The following is a 16,694-nucleotide window of genomic DNA, read 5'->3' as shown; positions in this document are numbered from 1 at the left end:
CGGCCCCGCGGGCGGGCGCGACCCGCGGGCGCGGTGTGAGGATGAGCCGCCAGCCAGCCACCCGCCCAGGAGGTCCCCGTGCCCGGTCCGATCCCCCCTGCGAGGACGTAGTGCGCCTCGCTCGCGCCGCCCGGTCGGGTGGCCCAGCATCCGGTTCTCCCCCGCTCCGCCGCCTCGCGACCGCCCTCGTCGCCGCCCTGGGCCTGGTCGCCGCCCTCGCCGGCTGCGGGAACGGCTCCGCGGCCGCCGGCCCGGCCGGCCCGCTGCGGATCGGCGCCATCCCCGACCAGGACCCGGAGGTCCTGCAGCGGCTCCACGGCACGGTCGCCGACTCCCTGTCCGAGGAGCTCGGCATCGACGTCGAGTACGTCCCGGTCACCGACTACGCCGCCGCGGTCTCCCTCTTCCGCACCGGCGACCTCGACCTGGTGTGGTTCGGCGGCCTGACCGGCGTCCAGGCCCGCCTGCAGACCCCCGGCTCGGTGCCGATCGCCCAGCGCGACATCGACCAGGAGTTCCACTCGGTCTTCGTGGTCAACGCGGCCACCGGGCTGGCGCCGTCGGACGACCTGAGGCCGCTGGCCGGCCTGCGCTTCACCTACGGCAGCGAGACGTCGACCTCGGGCCGGCTCATGCCGGCCTGGTTCCTGGCCGAGCAGGGCGTCGACCCCGAGGGCTTCCCGGGCGGCCCCGGCTTCGCCGGCTCGCACGACGCGACCCTGGCGCTGGTCGCCTCGGGCAGCTACGAGGCCGGGGTGCTCAACGAGCAGGTGTACGAGGCCCGGGAGGCCGCCGGCGAGATCGACCCTGCGGTCGTCCGCTACGCGCGGACCCCGGCCTACTCCGACTACCACTGGCTGCTCGGCCCCGACGCGGTCGAGCGGTGGGGCGAGGACCTGCCCGAGCGGCTCACCGCCTACTTCACCGGGCTCTCCTCCGACGACCCGCGGGACGCCGCGGTGCTCGACCTCTTCGGCGCGGGGGCGTTCATCCCCACCGAGGCGGCGAACTACCGGCAGATCGAGGAGATCGGCCGCGACCTCGGGCTGGTGAACTGACCGAGGCCGCGCGGCTCACCGGCATCGAGGTCCGCTTCGGCGGCACCACCGCCCTCGCCGGGGTGGACCTCGAGGTGGCCGCGGGCGAGCGGGTCGCCGTCGTCGGCGCCTCCGGTGCCGGGAAGTCGACCCTGCTCGGCGTGCTCAACGGCGTCGTCGTCCCGACGGCGGGTGCGGTGCGGGTGCTCGGCCGGGACCCGGCGGCGCTCCGGGGCCGCGCGCTGCGGCGGCTGCGGGCGCGCACCGGTTCCGTGCACCAGCAGCTGGAGCTGGCCGGGGCCCTGCGGGTGGTGCACAACGTCAACGCCGGGCGGCTCGGCTCGTGGCCGGCGGTGCGGGCGGCGTGGTCGCTGGTCCGCCCGCAGGGCGTCGAGGAGGTGCATGCGGCGCTCGCACGGGTGGGGCTGGCCGGCCGGATGTACGAGCGCACCGACCGGCTGTCCGGGGGCGAGCGGCAGCGGGTGGCGCTGGCCCGCCTGCTGGTGCAGCGGCCGGAGCTGGTGCTCGCCGACGAGCCGGCGTCCGCGCTCGACCCGGCCCTGGCCGACCTCGCCCTCGGCCTGCTCGGCGAGCTGGCGTCCGTCCGCGGCGGTGCGCTGCTGGTCTGCCTGCACGACCCCGCCCTGGCGCTGCGGCACTGCGACCGGGTGGTGGGCCTGGCCGACGGCCGGATCGTGCTCGACGCCCCCGCCCGCGCGCTGACGGTGCCGGCGCTGGAGCGGTTCTACGGGGTCGGCCGGTGACCGCCGTCCTCGACCGGTCGGCGCCACCGGCTCCCCGGTTGCACCGCGACCGGCGGCGCTGGGGGTGGGGCCTGGCGGGGGTGGTGCTGCTCGGGTGGTCGCTGGTCGGCAGCGGCCTGTTCTCCGGGCCGGTGGTCACCCCGGCCGGCGGGGCGCAGCTCGACCGCTTCCTCGCCGCCGCGCTGCGGCCCGAGTTCGGCACGGAGTTCCTCGGGGTCGTCGCGGCGTCCACGCTGGTCACCGTCGCCTACGCCGTGCTCGGCGCCGGGCTGTCGGTCCTGCTGGGCGCGCTGGGCGCGCCGCTGGTCAGCCGCACCACCTGGGGACGACGGCGCACCGGCTGGCTCACCGCCCGCGGCGCGCTGGCGCTGCCCCGGGGGCTGCACGAGGCGGTGTGGGGCCTGCTGCTGGTCAACGTGCTCGGCCTGGACCCCTGGGTGGGCGTGCTCGCGATCGGGATCCCCTTCGGGGCGATCACCGCCAAGGTCTTCGCCGACCTGCTCGACGAGGTCCCGCGCGGCAGCTACCGGGCGCTGCTGGCCGCGGGGGCCGGGCCCGCCACGGCGACGTTGTACGGCCTGCTCCCCGCGGCAGCGGGCGGGCTGCTGTCCTACTCGTTCTACCGGCTGGAGTGCGCGGTGCGCTCGGCCGTCGTCCTCGGGCTGATCGGGGCCGGTGGCCTGGGCTACCAGCTGGCGCTGTCCTTCACCTCGCTGCGCTGGGAGCAGGTGTGGACGACGGTGTACGCGCTGGCCGCGCTGTGCCTGCTGGCCGACGTCGCCGGTCGCGCCGTGCGCCGCCGCGTCGCCGCGCCGCGACCGGGCGGGGCCGCGCTGCACCGCGACCGGCTGCTCACCGGCGCGGTGGTCGCGGTGCTCGCCGCCACGGTCTGGGCGGTCTGGTACCTGTCCCTCTCCCCCGCCGCGCTGTTCTCCGCCCGCACCCGGCAGGAGCTCGGCCACGTCCTCGTCTCCGCGTGGCCGCCCGCGACCGACGGCGACCTGCTCGCCGAGGTCTGGGCGGCCGCCCTCGTCACCGTGCAGATGTCGGTCATCGGCGTCGTCGTCGCCACCGCCGGGGCGGTCCTGCTGGCGGGGCTCGCGGCGCGTCCCCCGGCCGCCGGCCCCGTGCGCCGCGCCGTCGGGGCGGTCACCCGGCTCGGGCTGCTCCTGCTGCGCGCCGTCCCGCCCCCGGTGTGGGCACTGGTCCTGCTGTTCGTGTTCCTCCCCGGAGTCCTGCCGGGGGCGCTCGCGCTGGGGGTCTACACCCTCGGCGTCCTCGGCCGGCTGGTCGCCGAGGCCGTGGAGGAGGCCGACCGGCGTCCCGCCGAGGCGCTGCGCTCGGCCGGCGCGTTCCCGGCCGGCCGCTGGCTGTACGGCACCGCCCCGGTGCTCGCCGGCCCGGTCCTGGCGCTGGCGCTCTACCGCTGGGAGGTGGCGATCCGGGACACCGTGCTCGTCGGCCTGCTGGGCGCCGGCGGCATCGGCGCCCTGCTGTCGGCCGCGACGGCGTCGTTCGACTGGCCGGCGGTCGCGACCGTGCTGATCGCGATCATCGTGCTCACGTTCGCGGTGGACGTGGTGAGCGACCGCGCCCGCGCGGCCCTGCGCTGACGGGCGAGCCACCGCCGCCCGGATGCGTCTCGGAGCGGCTATCGGGTGCCCGAGAACCGCTCCGAGACGCAGGCTGCTCACCGGCCGCCTCGTCCTCAGCTGGCTGCCGGTCGAGCAGGAGCGCACCGCCGCCCGGGTCCCCCGTCGAGCGTCCTCCCTCTCCTCGCCGTGTCCTCCCGCACCGCCGAGCGTCCTCCCGCACCGCCGACCGTGAGGGAGGACGCTCGATGATCAGGGCCCCTGGTCATCGAACGGGGCGGGGGTCAGCTCCAGCGAGCCTGCACCGACAGGGCCGCGAGGGCGGCGGCGCCGGCGGTGGATGTGCGCAGCACCTCGGGTCCGAGCCGCACCGGCTCGGCACCGGCGGCGCGGAAGGCGACCACCTCGCCGTCGGCCAGCCCGCCCTCCGGGCCGACCACGACCACCACGGTGCCGCTGCCGGGCAGCGTGAGGCCGGTGAGCGGCCGGCGGGCCTGCTCGTGCAGCACGACGGCGAGGTCGGCGTCGCCCAGCAGCCCGCACACCTCCCGCGTGGTCATCGGGTCGGTGACCTCGGGCAGCCGCGGCCGGCGCGACTGCTTGGCGGCCGCCCGGGCCGCGGACCGCCACTTGGCGACCCCCTTGTCCACGCGGTCGTCGCGCCAGCGGGTCACGCACCGGGACGCCTGCCAGGGGACGATCCGGTCGACACCGAGCTCGGTGGCGAGGTCGACGGCGAGCGGCCCGCGGTCGCCCTTGGGCAGGGCCTGGACGAGGACGAACTCCGGGTCGGGCGCCGGCACCTCGAACCGGGCCCGCACCGCCACCCGCAACCCGTCGGCGCCCGCGGAGACGACCTCCCCCTCGGCCACCGCACCCCGGCCGTCCCCGACGTGCACCCGCTCCCCCGGCTGCAGCCGCAGCACCTCGACGGCGTGCCGCCCCTCCTGCCCGGCGACGACCAGCTCCGGCGTGTCCGGCAGGTCGTCGACCAGGAAGAGGGGCGCGCCGTCGAGCTCCGGGATCGGGGTGCTCACGCTCAGCGCCCGTTGAACGCGTCGCGGACCCGGGAGAACAGACCGCCCTGCGCCTCGCGGTGCGAATCGGCCTGGTCCTCGCGCCGCAGCGCGGCCAGCTCGCGCAGCAGCTTCTCCTGCTCGGCGTCCAGCTTCGTCGGCGTCTGCACCTCGACGTGCACCAGCAGGTTGCCGCGGCCGGTGGCCCGCAGCCGCGGCGCGCCGTGCGCCCGGAGGGTGAGCACGCTGCCGGACTGGGTGCCGGGCCGGATGTCGAGGTCCTCCTCGCCGTCCAGCGTCTTGAGGTTCAGCGTGGTGCCCAGCGCCGCCGACGTCATCGGCAGGGTGACCCGGCAGTGCAGGTCCTCGCCGTCACGGGTGAACACCGGGTGCGGCTGCTCGTGCACCTCGACGTACAGGTCGCCGGCGGGGCCGCCCCCGGGGCCGACCTCGCCGTGGCCGGTCAGCCGGATCCGCATGCCGTCCTCGACGCCGGCCGGCACCTTCACCGAGATGGTGCGGCGGGCGCGGACCCGGCCGTCACCGGCGCACTTCGGGCACGGCTCCGGGATGACCTGTCCCGTCCCGGAGCAGGTCGGGCAGACGCGGCTGGAGACCACCTGGCCCAGGAAGCCGCGCTGCACGCTCTGCACCTCGCCTCGGCCGGAGCAGGTGGAGCAGGTGGCCGCGTGGGTGCCCGGGGCCGCGCCTGCGCCCGCGCAGGTGTCGCAGAGGACGGCGGTGTCGACGGTGATGTCCTTGGTGACGCCGAAGACCGTCTCGTCCAGCTCGAGCTCGACGGGGATGAGCGCGTCCCGCCCGGCCCGGGTGCGGCTGCGCGGGCCACGGGTGGCCGCACCGCCGAAGAAGGCGTCCATGATGTCGTTGAGGCCACCGAACCCGGCCCCGCCGAAGCCGCCCCCTGCCCCGGCGCCGGCGTCGAACGGGTCACCGCCGAGGTCGACGATGCGGCGCTTCTCGGGGTCGGTCAGCGCCTCGTAGGCGCGGGTGACCTCCTGGAAGCGCTCCTTGGCCGCCGGGTCGGGGTTGACGTCGGGATGCAGGTCCCGCGCCAGCCGCCGGTAGGAGCGCTTGATCTCCTGGTCGGTCGCCCCCTGGGCCAGGCCCAGCACGCCGTAGTAGTCGGTTGCCATCGAAGAGTCTCGTCCTCAGCTCTCGGCCAGCAGGTGGCCGACGTAGCGGGCCACGGCTCGTACCGCGGCCATGTTTCCTGGGTAGTCCATGCGGGTCGGCCCCACGACGCCGAGCCCCCCGAGCGACCGGTCTCCCGAGCCGTACCCGACGGTGACCAGCGAGGCGCCGGACAGGGCCTCGTGGGCGTTCTCCTCGCCGATCCGCACCAGCACGGTGCTCGCGTCGACCTCGCTCATGAGGCGCAGGACGACGACCTGCTCCTCCAGCGCCTCGAGCAGCGGCCGCATCGTGCCCGAGAAGTCCATGGCCCCGCTGAGGGCGAGGTTCGCCGTCCCGCCGACGACCAGCCGGTCCTCGCTGGGCTCGACGAGCGTCTCCACGAGCGTGGTGCTCACCGCCGCGACCAGCCCGCGCAGGTGCGGCGGCGCGGTCTCGAGCAGGTCGGGCACCTTGTCGCCGGCGTCGCCGAGCTTCACCCCGGCGAAGGCGGAGTTGAGCAGCGAGCGCAGCTCCGGCACCGCGCCGGCGTCGACGTCGGCGGGGCAGTCGACGACCCGCTGCTCGACCCGGCCGGTGTCGGTGATCAGGACCAGCAGCAGCCGGCCGGTGGCCACCTGGACCACCTCGAGGTGGCGGACGGCGCTGCGCGAGAGGGTCGGGTACTGGACGACGGCGACCTGGCGGGTCAGCTGCGCGAGCAGCCGCACGGTGCGGCCGAGGACGTCGTGCAGGTCGACGGCGCCGTCGAGGAACCGCTCGATCGCCCGGCGCTCGGCGCCCGACAGCGGCTTGACCGCGGAGAGCCGGTCGACGAACAGCCGGTACCCCTTGTCGGTGGGCACCCGCCCGGCGCTCGTGTGCGGCTGGGTGATGTAGCCCTGCTCCTCCAGCACCGCCATGTCGTTGCGGATCGTCGCCGGGGACACACCGAGGTCGTGCCGCTCCGCGAGGGCCTTGCTGCCCACGGGGTCGTTGGTGGAGACGAAGTCCTGGACGATGGCCCGGAGCACCTCCAGGCGGCGTTCGTCGTGCGCCACGGTGACACCTCCCCGTACCGGTCGACGCGCCGTGCGGAGCCTGCGGGGCCGCGGGGGCCCACGGCCGGGACCGGCCTCCCACTGCCATCCCCTGGCACTCGCACGGACAGAGTGCCAGGCCAGCATACGTCCGCAGGGCCGCGCCGTCGCGCGCCCGGCGGGGCGCCGCACCCTCCGGGTGAGACGGCGACGGCCCGGTCGCCCGGCGGCTAGGGTGGTGCCGGTCGGCGCCCCGGGGCGGGGCTGAGAGCGGAGGTCGTCCCCTGATCTTCAAAGGCGTGCGCAACGGTCGCCCCTATCCCGACCACGGGCTGTCCACCCGCGACTGGGCGATGATCCCGCCCCGTCAGGTCCGCCTGGACACCCTGACGACGACGAAGCGCGAGCTGGCCCTCGACGCGCTGCTCGCCGACGACTCGACCTTCTACGGCGACCTCTTCCCGCACGCGGTGCAGTGGCACGGCGAGCTGTACCTGGAGGACGGGCTGCACCGCGCGCTGCGGGCCGCCTTGCAGCAGCGCACCGTCATCCACGTGCGGGTGCTCGACCTCGACGCGCTCACCCCGGTGCAGGCGCCGTCCGGCCCGGCCACGGCGTCGATCCCGGCCCAGCCGCCGGTGCCCGGGCCCCGGCGGAGCTGACCTAGAGCCAGCCCTTCTCCTCGGCCACCCGCGCCGCCTCCACGCGGGTGCGCGCACCGGTCTTCCCGATGGCCGACGACAGGTAGTTGCGCACCGTTCCCTCCGACAGGAACAGCCGGCCGGCGATGTCGGACACCGTCGCCCCGTCGGCCGCGGCGCGCAGCACGTCGGCCTCCCGCGTGGACAGCGGCGTCGCCCCGATGGCCAGCGCCGCTGCGGCGAGGTCGCGGTCGATGACGCGCTCGCCGGCCACGACCGCCCGGATGCCCCGGGCCAGCTCGGCCACCGGCGCGTCCTTCACCAGGAACCCGGCCGCACCCACCTCCATGGCCCGGCGCAGGAAGCCCGGCCGCCCGAAGGTAGTCAGGATGACCGCGCGGCAGCTCGGCAGCGCGGTCGCCAACTCACCGGCGGCCGTCAGCCCGTCGGCCCCGGGCATCTCGATGTCGAGCAGGGCCACGTCGGGGCGGTGCTCGACCGCGGCGGCGGCGACGGCGTCGCCGCGCCCCACCTCGGCGACCACCTCGATGTCCTCCTCGAGCTCCAGCAGCGCACGCAGCGCCCCGCGGACCATCGTCTGGTCCTCGGCGATCAGCACCCGGATCACGGCGCGGCCACCCGTTCGGGTCCACCGGCGGGCCGCTGCACGGCCGTCGTCGGCACCACGGCGGTGAGCCGGAACCCGCGCCCCTCGGCCGGTCCGTAGGCCAGCCGCCCGCCCACCGCGGCCACCCGCTCGGCGAGGCCGGACAGCCCGGCGCCGGCGGGGGCCTCCCCGCCGCGGCCGTCGTCGGTGACCGTCAGCTCCACCTCGTCCTCCCCCGTCCGCAGCACGACGGTGACCGACCGCGCGTCGCTGTGCCGCAGCACGTTCGTGGTGCCCTCGCGGACCACCCACCCGAGCACCGCGTCGACCGGCCCGGGCAGCCGGTTCCCGGGGGCCGGCGCGCGCAGGGTGACGCCGGCCGCCGACAGCGCCGAACGCGCCTCGGCCAGCGCCTGCGCCAGGCTCACCTGCCGGTAGCCGCTCACCGCGTCGCGCACCTCGGCCAGCGACCGCCGCGCCGCGGCCTCGACGTCGGCCATCTCCTGCCGGGCGCGGGCCGGGTCCCGGTCGGCCAGCCGCCCGGCCAGCTCGCTCTTGAGCGCGATCAGCGACAGGCTGTGGCCCAGCAGGTCGTGCAGGTCGCGGGCGAACCGCAGCCGCTCCTCGGCGACGGCGTTGCGGGCCAGCTCGTCGCGCGCCTCCACCAGCTCGGCGTTGACCGACACCAGGTGCCGGGTCCCACGCAGCGCGAACGCGGTCAGCAGGCAGATCACCGGGAGGATGAACAGCTCGCCGAGGAGCCCGTGCGCCGCGATGACGGCCGCGCAGACGCCGGACGCGCCGGCCACCGCGGGCCACACCCACCGCTCGGGGAGACCGACGGCCGCGGCCGCGGAGACGTAGATCATCAGGCCGGCCCACGACGGGCCCAGCCAGACGGCCAGGCCCACGCCCAGGACCCCGACGAGCGCCAGCTGCCAGCGGGGCCAGTCACCACCACTGCCGAACATCCGGCCGAACACGCCCAGGTACGCGACCGTGAAGGCGACCAGCCCTGCCCCGGCCACGACCTGCACCGCCACGGGGCGCGGCGTGGTGATCAGGTCGGCGAGCGGGAAGACCTGGAACAGCAGCCAGGGCACGGCCCAGCCCAGGCGCTGCCAGCGGGTCCGGGGATCCACGACCGGGACGCTATCCGCGCTCAGCCGGAGACGGCGTACAGCGGCCGGCGGCGCGCGACCAGCACGGCCAGCGTTCCGAATGCGGCGGTGAAGGCGGTGATCGCCAGGAACGCGGCGGCCGACGGGAGCCCGCCGGCGAGCACGTCGCGGCCCAGCTCGGCGTACCAGTAGGAGGGCAGGCCGTACGCCAGACCCCGCAGCACCCCCGGCAGCATCTCCACCGGCCACCAGAGCCCGCCGAGCGCCGCCAGCACCACCCCGAGGATGCCGATCGCGCCACCGGCCGCCTTCTCGTCCAGCGCGAGGCCGACCAGGATGCCGAGCGCGACGAAGGCGGCCGAACCGGCCCACAGCACCGCGATCAGCGCGGCCCACGTGCCGGCGCCCAACTCGACGCCGTTGACCAGGCGGCCGACCAGCGCCACGACCAGCAGGCTGGGCAGGGCGAGCAGCACCCCGACGGCGACGTCGACGGCGAACACCTGGGTCTGCGGCACGGGCGTGACGCGCAGCTGCCGCAGCCAGCCCGACGCCCGGTCGAAGGAGATCCGGATGGTGGCGCCCAGCGAGGCGCCGATCGCGCCGTAGGCCATCATCGAGACCATGATCGACGCCGACACCTCCTGACGCTGCGCGCCGCCGGGCATCTGGCCGCCGATGATCCTCGTGAGGAAGATCGTGAAGAGGGCCGGCAGCAGGACCGTGAAGAACACGAACTGCCTGTTGCGCGCCACGCGGCGCAGCTGGAAGCCGAGCAGCGGGGTCATCGGGTCGCTCCGATCGGGGCCTGCCGGTGGGTGGCGATCAGCGAGAGCACGGCGTCCTCGAGGGTGGCGCCGCGCACCTCGAGGTCGGGGAGGCCGCCGTCGGCGAGCAGCGCCCGCAGCGTCGCGTCGGCGTCGGCCGTCGCGAGGGTCACGGTGCCGCCCCGGCGGGTGACCGCCGTGACCGCGGGGAGGCCGTCGAGCCGGCGGTCCGGCGCGGCGGTGAAGGAGATCGAGCGACCGGCGACCCCGGCCTTGACCTGGGCGGTGGTGCCGTCGGCGACCACGCGCCCCTCGGCCACGACGACCACCCGGTCGGCGACGGCGTCGGCCTCGTCGAGGTGGTGGGTGGCGAAGACGACGGTGTGCCCGCGTCCGGCGAGCCCGCGCATCGTCGTCCAGAAAGCCCGGCGCCCCTCGACGTCCATCGCCGAGGTGGGTTCGTCCAGGAGCAGCAGCGGCGGGGCGCCGGCCAGCGCCAGGGCGAGCAGGACGCGCTGCCGCTGACCTCCGGACAACGCCTCCACCGGGCGGCCGAGCAGCCCGTCGATGCCGGCGGTGAGCACGAGGTCGTCCAGCGGCCAGGCCGTCGCTCCCCCGGCCCGCCCGAAGCTGCGACGGACCAGGTCGATGACCTCTCCCACCCGCGCCTCGCTCGGCAGGCCGCCGTGCTGGAGCATCGCGCCCACGTCGCCGGCCCGCACCGCGTCCCGGGGGCTGCGGCCGAGCACGCGCACGACGCCGGCCGTGGGGGCCAGCAGCCCGAGGACCGCGTTCACGGTGGTGGACTTCCCCGCCCCGTTCGGCCCGAGCAGGGCGACCGTCTGCCCCCTGGGGATCGTGAGGTCCAGGTCGTCGACGGCGACCGCCTCGCCGTAGCGGACGGTCAGCCCGCGGATGTCGAGGGCCGGGTCGGTGGCGGTGGTCACGGCACGAGCCTGCCCCCGTCGGCGCCCGGGGAGTAGTGCCGGACGTCGCCGGCCGCGTCTGACATCCGTCAGGCGCGGCCGGCGACGGGCAGGGTCAGGCGGCGGCGGTGCAGGCCACGCAGGTGCGGGCGAACGGGCGCAGCTCCAGCCGCTCCTCGGGGATCGCGGTGCCGCACCCGGTGCACCGGCCGTAGGTCCCCCCGTCGATCCGGCCGATCGCGGCGTCGATCTCCTCGATCTGGAGCTGCAGGTCGGCGCTGCGGCGCTGCGCGACGGGGTCGGGCACCGAGGTGGCGCACTCCGCGAGGGCCTCCTCGCGCTGCTGCACGCAGTCGGCGCGCTGGGCCTCCAGCAGGGTGCGGAAGCGATCCGCCGAGGCGGCGGTCATGGCATCGAGACTGGCGGACATGCGGGTCTCCTTCTGGCAACGCGGAAGGACGCGGTCACCGGGCCGGTGGCGCGTCAGGTCGGAGGATCGGGACTCCGGGGCGGAGTCAGGCGCCGTGCGGCGGGGCCCGGTCCTGGCTGCGCCGCAGCACGTCGAGCCCGCGCAACCCGCGAGCGCGGCGGTTCATGGCCAGGGCCAGCCGCATCCCACCGGACAGGGCGAACGGTGGAGCGGCGGGAGCCGACGAGGGGTCCCCGGCCCGGCGTGCTGCTGCGACCACCACCGCGGACCACCTCCTCGGACTCCCCGGCGCCGTTGCCGGAACCGGGACCATAGCCGAGATCGGCCCCGCGAATCCCGCTCTTTCGGGTGAGATCCGGGCTCCGGCCCTGCGTCGGCGGGGCTCAGTCCGTGAGATCGCGGACCACCGCGTCGGCGAGCAGCCGGCCGCGATCGGTGAGGACGGCGCGGCCGCGGTCGTGCGCCGCCGGGTCCAGCAACCCGCCGGCGACGGCGTCGGCGGCCCGGGCGCGGCCGGTGTCGGTGAGCGCGGTGAGCGGCAGCCCGTCGCGCAGCCGCAGCCCGAGCATCACCGCCTCGAGCGCCCGGTCGGCCTCGTCGAGCAGCTCGGCGTCCTGGGCCGGGGTCTGGTCGCGGGCGAGCCGGTCGGCGTAGGCGGCCGGGTGCTTGACGTTCCACCAGCGCAGCCCGCCGACGTGGCTGTGCGCACCGGGGCCGACGCCCCACCAGTTGGCGTTGGCCCAGTACAGCTCGTTGTGCCGGCAGCGGGCGGCGTCGGAGGTGGCCCAGTTCGAGACCTCGTACCACCGGAACCCGCCCCGGCCCAACGTCGCGTCGGCCTGCTCGTAGCGGTCGGCCAGGACGTCGTCGTCGGGCATCGGCAGCTCACCCCGCCGCACCCGGCGGGCGAGCTTCGTGCCCTCCTCGACGATCAGCGCGTAGGCGCTGACGTGGTCGACCGGCGAGGCGAGGACCGCGTCGAGCGAGGCGGCCCAGTCGGCCTCGGTCTCCCCCGGCGTGCCGTAGATCAGGTCCAGGTTGACGTGCTCGAACCCGGCGGCGCGGGCCTCGTGCGCCGCCTCGACGGCGCGGCCGGGGGTGTGCCTCCGGTCGAGCGCGGCGAGCACGTGCGGGGCGGCGGACTGCATGCCGAGGCTGACCCGGGTGTACCCGGCCTCGCGGAGCCGTGCCAGCGAGCCCTGCGAGACGGTCTCCGGATTGGCCTCGGTGGTCACCTCGACGTCGTCGGCGACCGGGAAGCGCCGCCTGATCGCGGCGAGGACGGCGGCGAGGTCATCGGCCGGCAGGAGCGTCGGGGTGCCGCCGCCGACGAAGACCGTCGAGACGGTCGGCAGGTCCGGCCCGAGGGTGCGGGCGGCCCGCTCGAGCTCGGCGATCGCGGTGCCGGCGTACTCGCTGCGGTTCGCCCCGGGGCCGAGCTCCTCGGAGGTGTAGGTGTTGAAGTCGCAGTAGCCGCAGCGGGTCGCGCAGAACGGGACGTGCACGTACAGCCCGAACGGCGTGGTGGCCAGGCCGGCGCGGGCGCTGTCGGGTAGCCGGTCGGGCCCGGGCGAGCCGGGCGGCAGGCCCGCGTCGTTCAGCAGCGGCAGGACGGTGTTCATCTGCTCCCAGTGTGCCTGCTCCCCGGGGGCCGGGTGCCGGCTGCCGCCGGCGCGGGCAGGATGCCGGGCGTGACCTCCGACCGAGTGCTGCAGGTGTCCGTCTCCCGCGGCGTCGCCACGCTGACCCTCGACTCCCCGGGCAACCGCAACGCGTTGTCCCGGGCGATGCGCGCCCAGCTGCGCGCCGCCCTGGAGGAGGCGCTGGCCGACGACGCCGTGCGGGTGGTCGTGCTCGACCACACCGGCCGGGTCTTCTGCTCCGGCATGGACCTCTCCGAGGCGTCCGGGGGGTCGTCGGAGGACCAGGGAGTGCGTGAGTTCCCGCAGCTGCTCTCACTCGTCTGGTCCGCACCCAAGCCGGTCGTCGCCGTCGTCCGGGGACCGGCCCGTGCCGGCGGGGTGGGGCTGCTGGCCGCCTGCGACGTCGTCGTCGCCGCGTCGTCGGCCACCTTCGCCTTCTCCGAGGTGCGGCTGGGCCTCGTGCCGGCGGTGATCTCGGCCGTCGTGCTGCCCCGGATGACCACGCACGTGGCGCACCGTCTCGCGCTCACCGGTGAGGTGTTCGACGCGGACACCGCCGCGGCCGGGGGGCTGGTCGACCTGGTGGCCGCCGACGACGAGGTCGGCGCGGTGCTCGCCGGGCAGCTCACCGCACTGGCCGCCGGCGCCCCGGAGGCACTGGCCGCGACCAAGCGGCTGCTGCGGGCCCGTCAGCCGCAGCTGGCCTTCGACGAGCTGCTCGACCTCTCGGCGCGGTTCTTCGCCGGCGAGGAGGGCCAGGAGGGCATCGCCGCCTTCCGCGAGAAGCGCCCCGCCCGCTGGGTGCCCACCGACTGACCGAGGACGCAATTCCCGGCTCGGTCGGTCTCTGCCCACCATGCTGGGCAGAGACCGACCTTCCGGAAAAGGGTCTCCGCCCGGGTTCGCGGGTCAGCGCAGGCGGCGGGTGTTGTCCGGCTGCCGGACGGTGACGCCCTGGGCGTCGAGCCACTCCATGAGGGGGACGGCGACGCGACGGCTGGTCCCCCACGCCTGGCGGGCCTGGCTGAGGGTGAACGGCTGCGCTAGCGCGGTCAGCCGGGTCCGGGCGACGTCGGCGATGCCCGGCGCCAGGTAGACCGCCTCGCCGATCCGCACCAGCTGGCCGCTGCGGACGGCGGCGGCGAGCTCGCGCACACCGAGGCCGGCCGCCACCAGGTCCGGCGCCTCGGGGGCGGCGAACGGGTCAGCCGCCAGCCGGGCGCGGACGGCGTCGACCGCGCGCTGGACCTCCGGCGGCAGGACCGCGGCGCCGTCGACGACCCGTCCCTCGCGCAGCACCAGCGGCGCCCGGACGAGCGCGGCCACCAGGTCGGCGTCCGGCAGCTGCAGGGCCCGGCGCACGACCTCCGCCGGCGGTCCGGGCTCCAGCGGCCGCAGCCTCCGGTAGCGGCCGACGACGTCGGGCACCCGCTCGGCCAGCTCGTCGGCCAGCCCGGCGGCCAGCAGCCAGGGCCCGTGCACCGTGGCACCGGCGGGCACCGGCCAGCCCATGGCGGCGAAGTCCGCGGCCCGCACGATCCGGCGGCGGGCGAGGTCGCTCGCCGCTCCCTCGCTGCCCGTCGGCTGGGCGGCGAGGTCGGCGGCCCGCTGCCGCGCGGCGCCCCGGCGGCGGAGCTCCGGAGGGTCGACGTCGCGCACGTCGGCCCCCAGCACCCGCCGGGCGCCGGGATCGCGGAGCAGCAGCCGGTCGCCGACCCGCAGCGGCAGCGGCTCGTTCAGCCGCAGCCGCACGGCCGCGCCGTCGAGCGGCCGCAGCCGGGCGCCGACCGTGGCCGAACCGACGTGCACGACCGGCTCGGTGGGCAGCCGGTCGTCCGGTTCGCCGGCGAGGGTGACGTCGACGACGTCGGTGCGCCGGAAGGCCCCGGGGGTGAGCAGGGCATCACCGCGGGACAGGTCCTCCACGGCGACCCCGCGCAGGTTCAGGGCCACCCGCGCGGTGGCCCGTGCCCGTTCGACGGGCGCGCCCAGGGACTGCACGCCCCGCACGGTCACCTCCCGGTCGCCGAGCAGGAACCGGTCCCCCGCGGCGGCCGAGCCCGCGGCGAGGGTGCCGGTGACCACCGTCCCGGCCCCCTTGATGGTGAAGGCCCGGTCGATCCACAGCCGGACGGGCGCCTCGGGATCGGGGGCGGGCAGGACGCCCAGCAGCTCCTCCAGCGCGGCGATCAGCTCGGGCAGCCCGGAGCCGGTCACCGCGCTCACCGCCACCCCGGGCACCGCGCCCATCGACGTCCCGGCCAGCCGTTCCCGCGCGTCGGCGAGCACGGGGGCCGGATCGGCGAGGTCGGCCTTGGTGACCGCGAGCAGGGCGTGCCGCACACCGAGCGCATCGAGGACGGCGACGTGCTCCGCGGTCTGCGCCGACCAGCCGTCGTCGGCCGCGACGACGACCAGCGCCGCGGGCACCGACCCCACACCGGCCAGCATGTTCCCGACGAACCGCTCGTGGCCGGGCACGTCGACCATCGCCAGCCGGCGTCCCGACGGCAGCGTCGTCCAGGCGAAGCCGAGGTCGATGGTGAGGCCGCGGCGGCGCTCCTCCGCCCAGCGGTCGGGCTCCATGCCCGTGAGCGCACGGACCAGCGCCGACTTGCCGTGGTCGACGTGTCCGGCGGTCGCGATCACGTCCACCGGCGGGCCACCTCCAGGACGGCGGCGACCAGGTCGTCGTCGGCCTCGGGCGGGACGCTGCGCAGGTTCAGCAGCGTGCGGCCCTCGTCGAGGTAGCCGACGACCGGCGGCGTCGCCCCCCGCAGCGGCTCGACGAACGCGGAGGGCAGGGCGACGGCGGCGCCCGGCAGCGGGTGCTCGGGCGCCCCTCCCCCGCCGACCCGGGAGTCGGCGTCCACGGCGGCGGCGTCCACCCCCGCCTCGACCAGCCGCCCGGCCACCGCCCGCGCCCGGGCGCGCAGCCCGTCGACGTCGGCGGCGAGCATCTCGGCCACCGGCGGCAGCGGCCCGCGCAGCGTCGCCTCGAGGGCGGCCAGCGTCGTCTTGTCCACCCGCAGTGCCCGGTACAGCGGATGCCGGCGCAGCCGCTGGACCAGCTCCGCCCGGCCGAGGACGAGCCCGGCCTGGGGCCCGCCCAGCAGCTTGTCGCCGCTGGCCAGCACGAGGTCCGCCCCGGCGGCGAGCGTGGTCTGCAGATCCGGCTCGTCGGGCAGCAGGGGGTGCGGCCGCAGGAGCCCCGAGCCGACGTCGGCGACCAGCGGCACCCCGGTGCCCTCCAGCGCGGCGGCGAGCTCGGCCACCTCGACGGAGCGGGTGAACCCGCGGACGACGAAGTTCGACGGGTGCACCTTCAGCACCGCACCGGTCTCCGGGCCCAGCGCGCCGCGGTAGTCGCCGAGGGCGACCCGGTTGGTCGTGCCGACCTCGCGCAGCCGCGCGCCGGTCGTCTGCAGCAGCTCGGGGATGCGGAAGCCGTCGCCGATCTCGACCAGCTCCCCGCGGGCGAGCACGAGCTCACGCCCCTGCCCCAGGGCCGTGGCGACCAGGGCGAGCGCCGCCGCGCAGTTGTTCACCACGATCGCGGCCTCGGCGGCGGGGACGGCCTCGAGGAGCGCCGCGATCGCCGCCTCACCACGGGGGCCGCGGCGGCCGGTCGCGAGGTCGAGCTCCACGTCGGTGGTGCCGCTGGCGGCCACGACCGCGGCCACCGCCGCCGGCGACAACGGCGCCCGGCCGAGGTTGGTGTGCACGACCACGCCGGTGGCGTTGAGGACCGGACGCAGGCTCCCCGCCGTCGCCGGCAGCTCGGCCAGCACGGCGCCGACGGCGGCGTCGGGGGCCACCTCGCCGGTCCGCACCCGCTGCTGCACCCGCTGGACCGCGCTCTTCACCAGGCCGCGGCCCAGCCGGTCCCCGGCCGCGGCCAGCCGGGGGTCGGCCAGCAGGGTGTCGGTGCGGGGGACGCGCCGGCGCGGATCGCCGGTCGTCGGGTCGGGAGACATCG

General features: G+C 76.7%; 16 protein-coding genes and 1 pseudogene. 5 read left to right on the top strand and 12 right to left on the bottom strand.

Annotated features, from left to right (window positions below):
- The first annotated feature begins 110 nt into the window (after window positions 1-110).
- The 3 genes from ABDB74_RS06495 (at window position 111) to ABDB74_RS06485 (ending at window position 3,414) form a co-directional block, all read left to right on the top strand.
- Window positions 111-1,058 carry a putative selenate ABC transporter substrate-binding protein gene (locus ABDB74_RS06495; RefSeq protein WP_346622664.1) on the top strand — a complete coding sequence of 316 codons (948 nt, stop codon included), beginning with the start codon at window positions 111-113 and terminating at the stop codon, window positions 1,056-1,058.
- 62 nt (window positions 1,059-1,120) lie between these two features.
- Window positions 1,121-1,801 carry an ATP-binding cassette domain-containing protein gene (locus ABDB74_RS06490; RefSeq protein WP_346622663.1) on the top strand — a complete coding sequence of 227 codons (681 nt, stop codon included), beginning with the start codon at window positions 1,121-1,123 and terminating at the stop codon, window positions 1,799-1,801.
- Window positions 1,798-3,414, top strand: a complete 1,617-nt coding sequence (locus ABDB74_RS06485; RefSeq protein ID WP_346622661.1) for an ABC transporter permease subunit — start codon at window positions 1,798-1,800, stop codon at window positions 3,412-3,414. The genes ABDB74_RS06490 and ABDB74_RS06485 overlap by 4 nt, the downstream gene beginning before the upstream one ends.
- 263 nt (window positions 3,415-3,677) lie before the next feature.
- On the opposite strand, the gene ABDB74_RS06480 is transcribed toward ABDB74_RS06485, so the two are convergent.
- From ABDB74_RS06480 to hrcA, 3 genes are read right to left on the bottom strand one after another with little or no spacing between them, the layout of a single operon-like run.
- Window positions 3,678-4,430 carry a 16S rRNA (uracil(1498)-N(3))-methyltransferase gene (locus ABDB74_RS06480; protein WP_346622659.1) on the bottom strand — a complete coding sequence of 251 codons (753 nt, stop codon included), beginning with the start codon at window positions 4,428-4,430 and terminating at the stop codon, window positions 3,678-3,680.
- Between the two features lie 2 nt (window positions 4,431-4,432).
- Entirely contained in the window at window positions 4,433-5,563 is a 1,131-nt protein-coding gene (gene dnaJ / locus ABDB74_RS06475) for a molecular chaperone DnaJ (protein WP_346622658.1), read from the bottom strand.
- A 15-nt stretch (window positions 5,564-5,578) separates the two neighbouring features.
- On the bottom strand, window positions 5,579-6,601 hold the full coding sequence (gene hrcA / locus ABDB74_RS06470) for a heat-inducible transcriptional repressor HrcA (RefSeq protein WP_346622657.1): 1,023 nt from the start codon (window positions 6,599-6,601) through the stop codon (window positions 5,579-5,581).
- Between the two features lie 263 nt (window positions 6,602-6,864).
- On the opposite strand from hrcA, the pseudogene ABDB74_RS06465 reads away from it, so the two are divergent.
- Window positions 6,865-7,155: pseudogene (locus ABDB74_RS06465) on the top strand (type II toxin-antitoxin system VapB family antitoxin); the annotation flags it as partial.
- Between the two features lie 88 nt (window positions 7,156-7,243).
- Here the strand turns inward: ABDB74_RS06465 and ABDB74_RS06460 are convergent.
- The 7 genes from ABDB74_RS06460 to hemW form a co-directional block, all read right to left on the bottom strand.
- Complete coding sequence (locus ABDB74_RS06460; protein WP_346622655.1) at window positions 7,244-7,849, bottom strand: response regulator transcription factor; 606 nt, start codon at window positions 7,847-7,849, stop codon at window positions 7,244-7,246.
- Window positions 7,846-8,970, bottom strand: a complete 1,125-nt coding sequence (locus ABDB74_RS06455; protein WP_346622654.1) for a sensor histidine kinase — start codon at window positions 8,968-8,970, stop codon at window positions 7,846-7,848. The genes ABDB74_RS06460 and ABDB74_RS06455 overlap by 4 nt, the downstream gene beginning before the upstream one ends.
- A gap of 20 nt (window positions 8,971-8,990) precedes the next feature.
- Window positions 8,991-9,737 (bottom strand): ABC transporter permease, encoded by a 747-nt coding sequence (locus ABDB74_RS06450; RefSeq protein WP_346622652.1) that lies wholly within the window; start codon window positions 9,735-9,737, stop codon window positions 8,991-8,993.
- Window positions 9,734-10,663: an ATP-binding cassette domain-containing protein gene (locus ABDB74_RS06445; protein ID WP_346622650.1), complete on the bottom strand. Its 930-nt coding sequence runs from the start codon at window positions 10,661-10,663 to the stop codon at window positions 9,734-9,736. Before ABDB74_RS06445 ends, ABDB74_RS06450 begins: the two co-directional genes overlap by 4 nt.
- Window positions 10,664-10,757: 94 nt before the next feature.
- Window positions 10,758-11,072 carry a TraR/DksA C4-type zinc finger protein gene (locus ABDB74_RS06440; protein ID WP_346622648.1) on the bottom strand — a complete coding sequence of 105 codons (315 nt, stop codon included), beginning with the start codon at window positions 11,070-11,072 and terminating at the stop codon, window positions 10,758-10,760.
- Window positions 11,073-11,157: 85 nt separating this feature from the next.
- A complete protein-coding gene (locus ABDB74_RS06435) occupies window positions 11,158-11,334 on the bottom strand; it encodes a hypothetical protein (protein WP_346622647.1) in 177 nt (58 codons plus the stop codon).
- Window positions 11,335-11,455: 121 nt separating this feature from the next.
- A complete protein-coding gene (hemW, locus tag ABDB74_RS06430; protein ID WP_346622646.1) occupies window positions 11,456-12,694 on the bottom strand; it encodes a radical SAM family heme chaperone HemW in 1,239 nt (412 codons plus the stop codon).
- A gap of 69 nt (window positions 12,695-12,763) precedes the next feature.
- Here hemW and ABDB74_RS06425 point away from each other — a divergent pair, with 69 nt between their 5' ends.
- Window positions 12,764-13,531: an enoyl-CoA hydratase-related protein gene (locus ABDB74_RS06425; protein ID WP_346622644.1), complete on the top strand. Its 768-nt coding sequence runs from the start codon at window positions 12,764-12,766 to the stop codon at window positions 13,529-13,531.
- A 93-nt stretch (window positions 13,532-13,624) separates the two neighbouring features.
- Here ABDB74_RS06425 and selB read toward each other — a convergent pair whose 3' ends face one another.
- Both selB and selA read right to left on the bottom strand, forming a co-directional pair.
- Window positions 13,625-15,370, bottom strand: a complete 1,746-nt coding sequence (gene selB / locus ABDB74_RS06420) for a selenocysteine-specific translation elongation factor (protein WP_346622643.1) — start codon at window positions 15,368-15,370, stop codon at window positions 13,625-13,627.
- Window positions 15,361-16,692 carry an L-seryl-tRNA(Sec) selenium transferase gene (selA, locus tag ABDB74_RS06415; RefSeq protein WP_346622642.1) on the bottom strand — a complete coding sequence of 444 codons (1,332 nt, stop codon included), beginning with the start codon at window positions 16,690-16,692 and terminating at the stop codon, window positions 15,361-15,363. The genes selB and selA overlap by 10 nt, the downstream gene beginning before the upstream one ends.
- Between the last annotated feature and the right edge of the window lie 2 nt (window positions 16,693-16,694).

Source organism: Blastococcus sp. HT6-4 (assembly GCF_039679125.1).
Lineage (GTDB): Bacteria > Actinomycetota > Actinomycetes > Mycobacteriales > Geodermatophilaceae > Blastococcus > Blastococcus montanus.
This window is presented reverse-complemented; position numbering and strand designations above follow the sequence as displayed.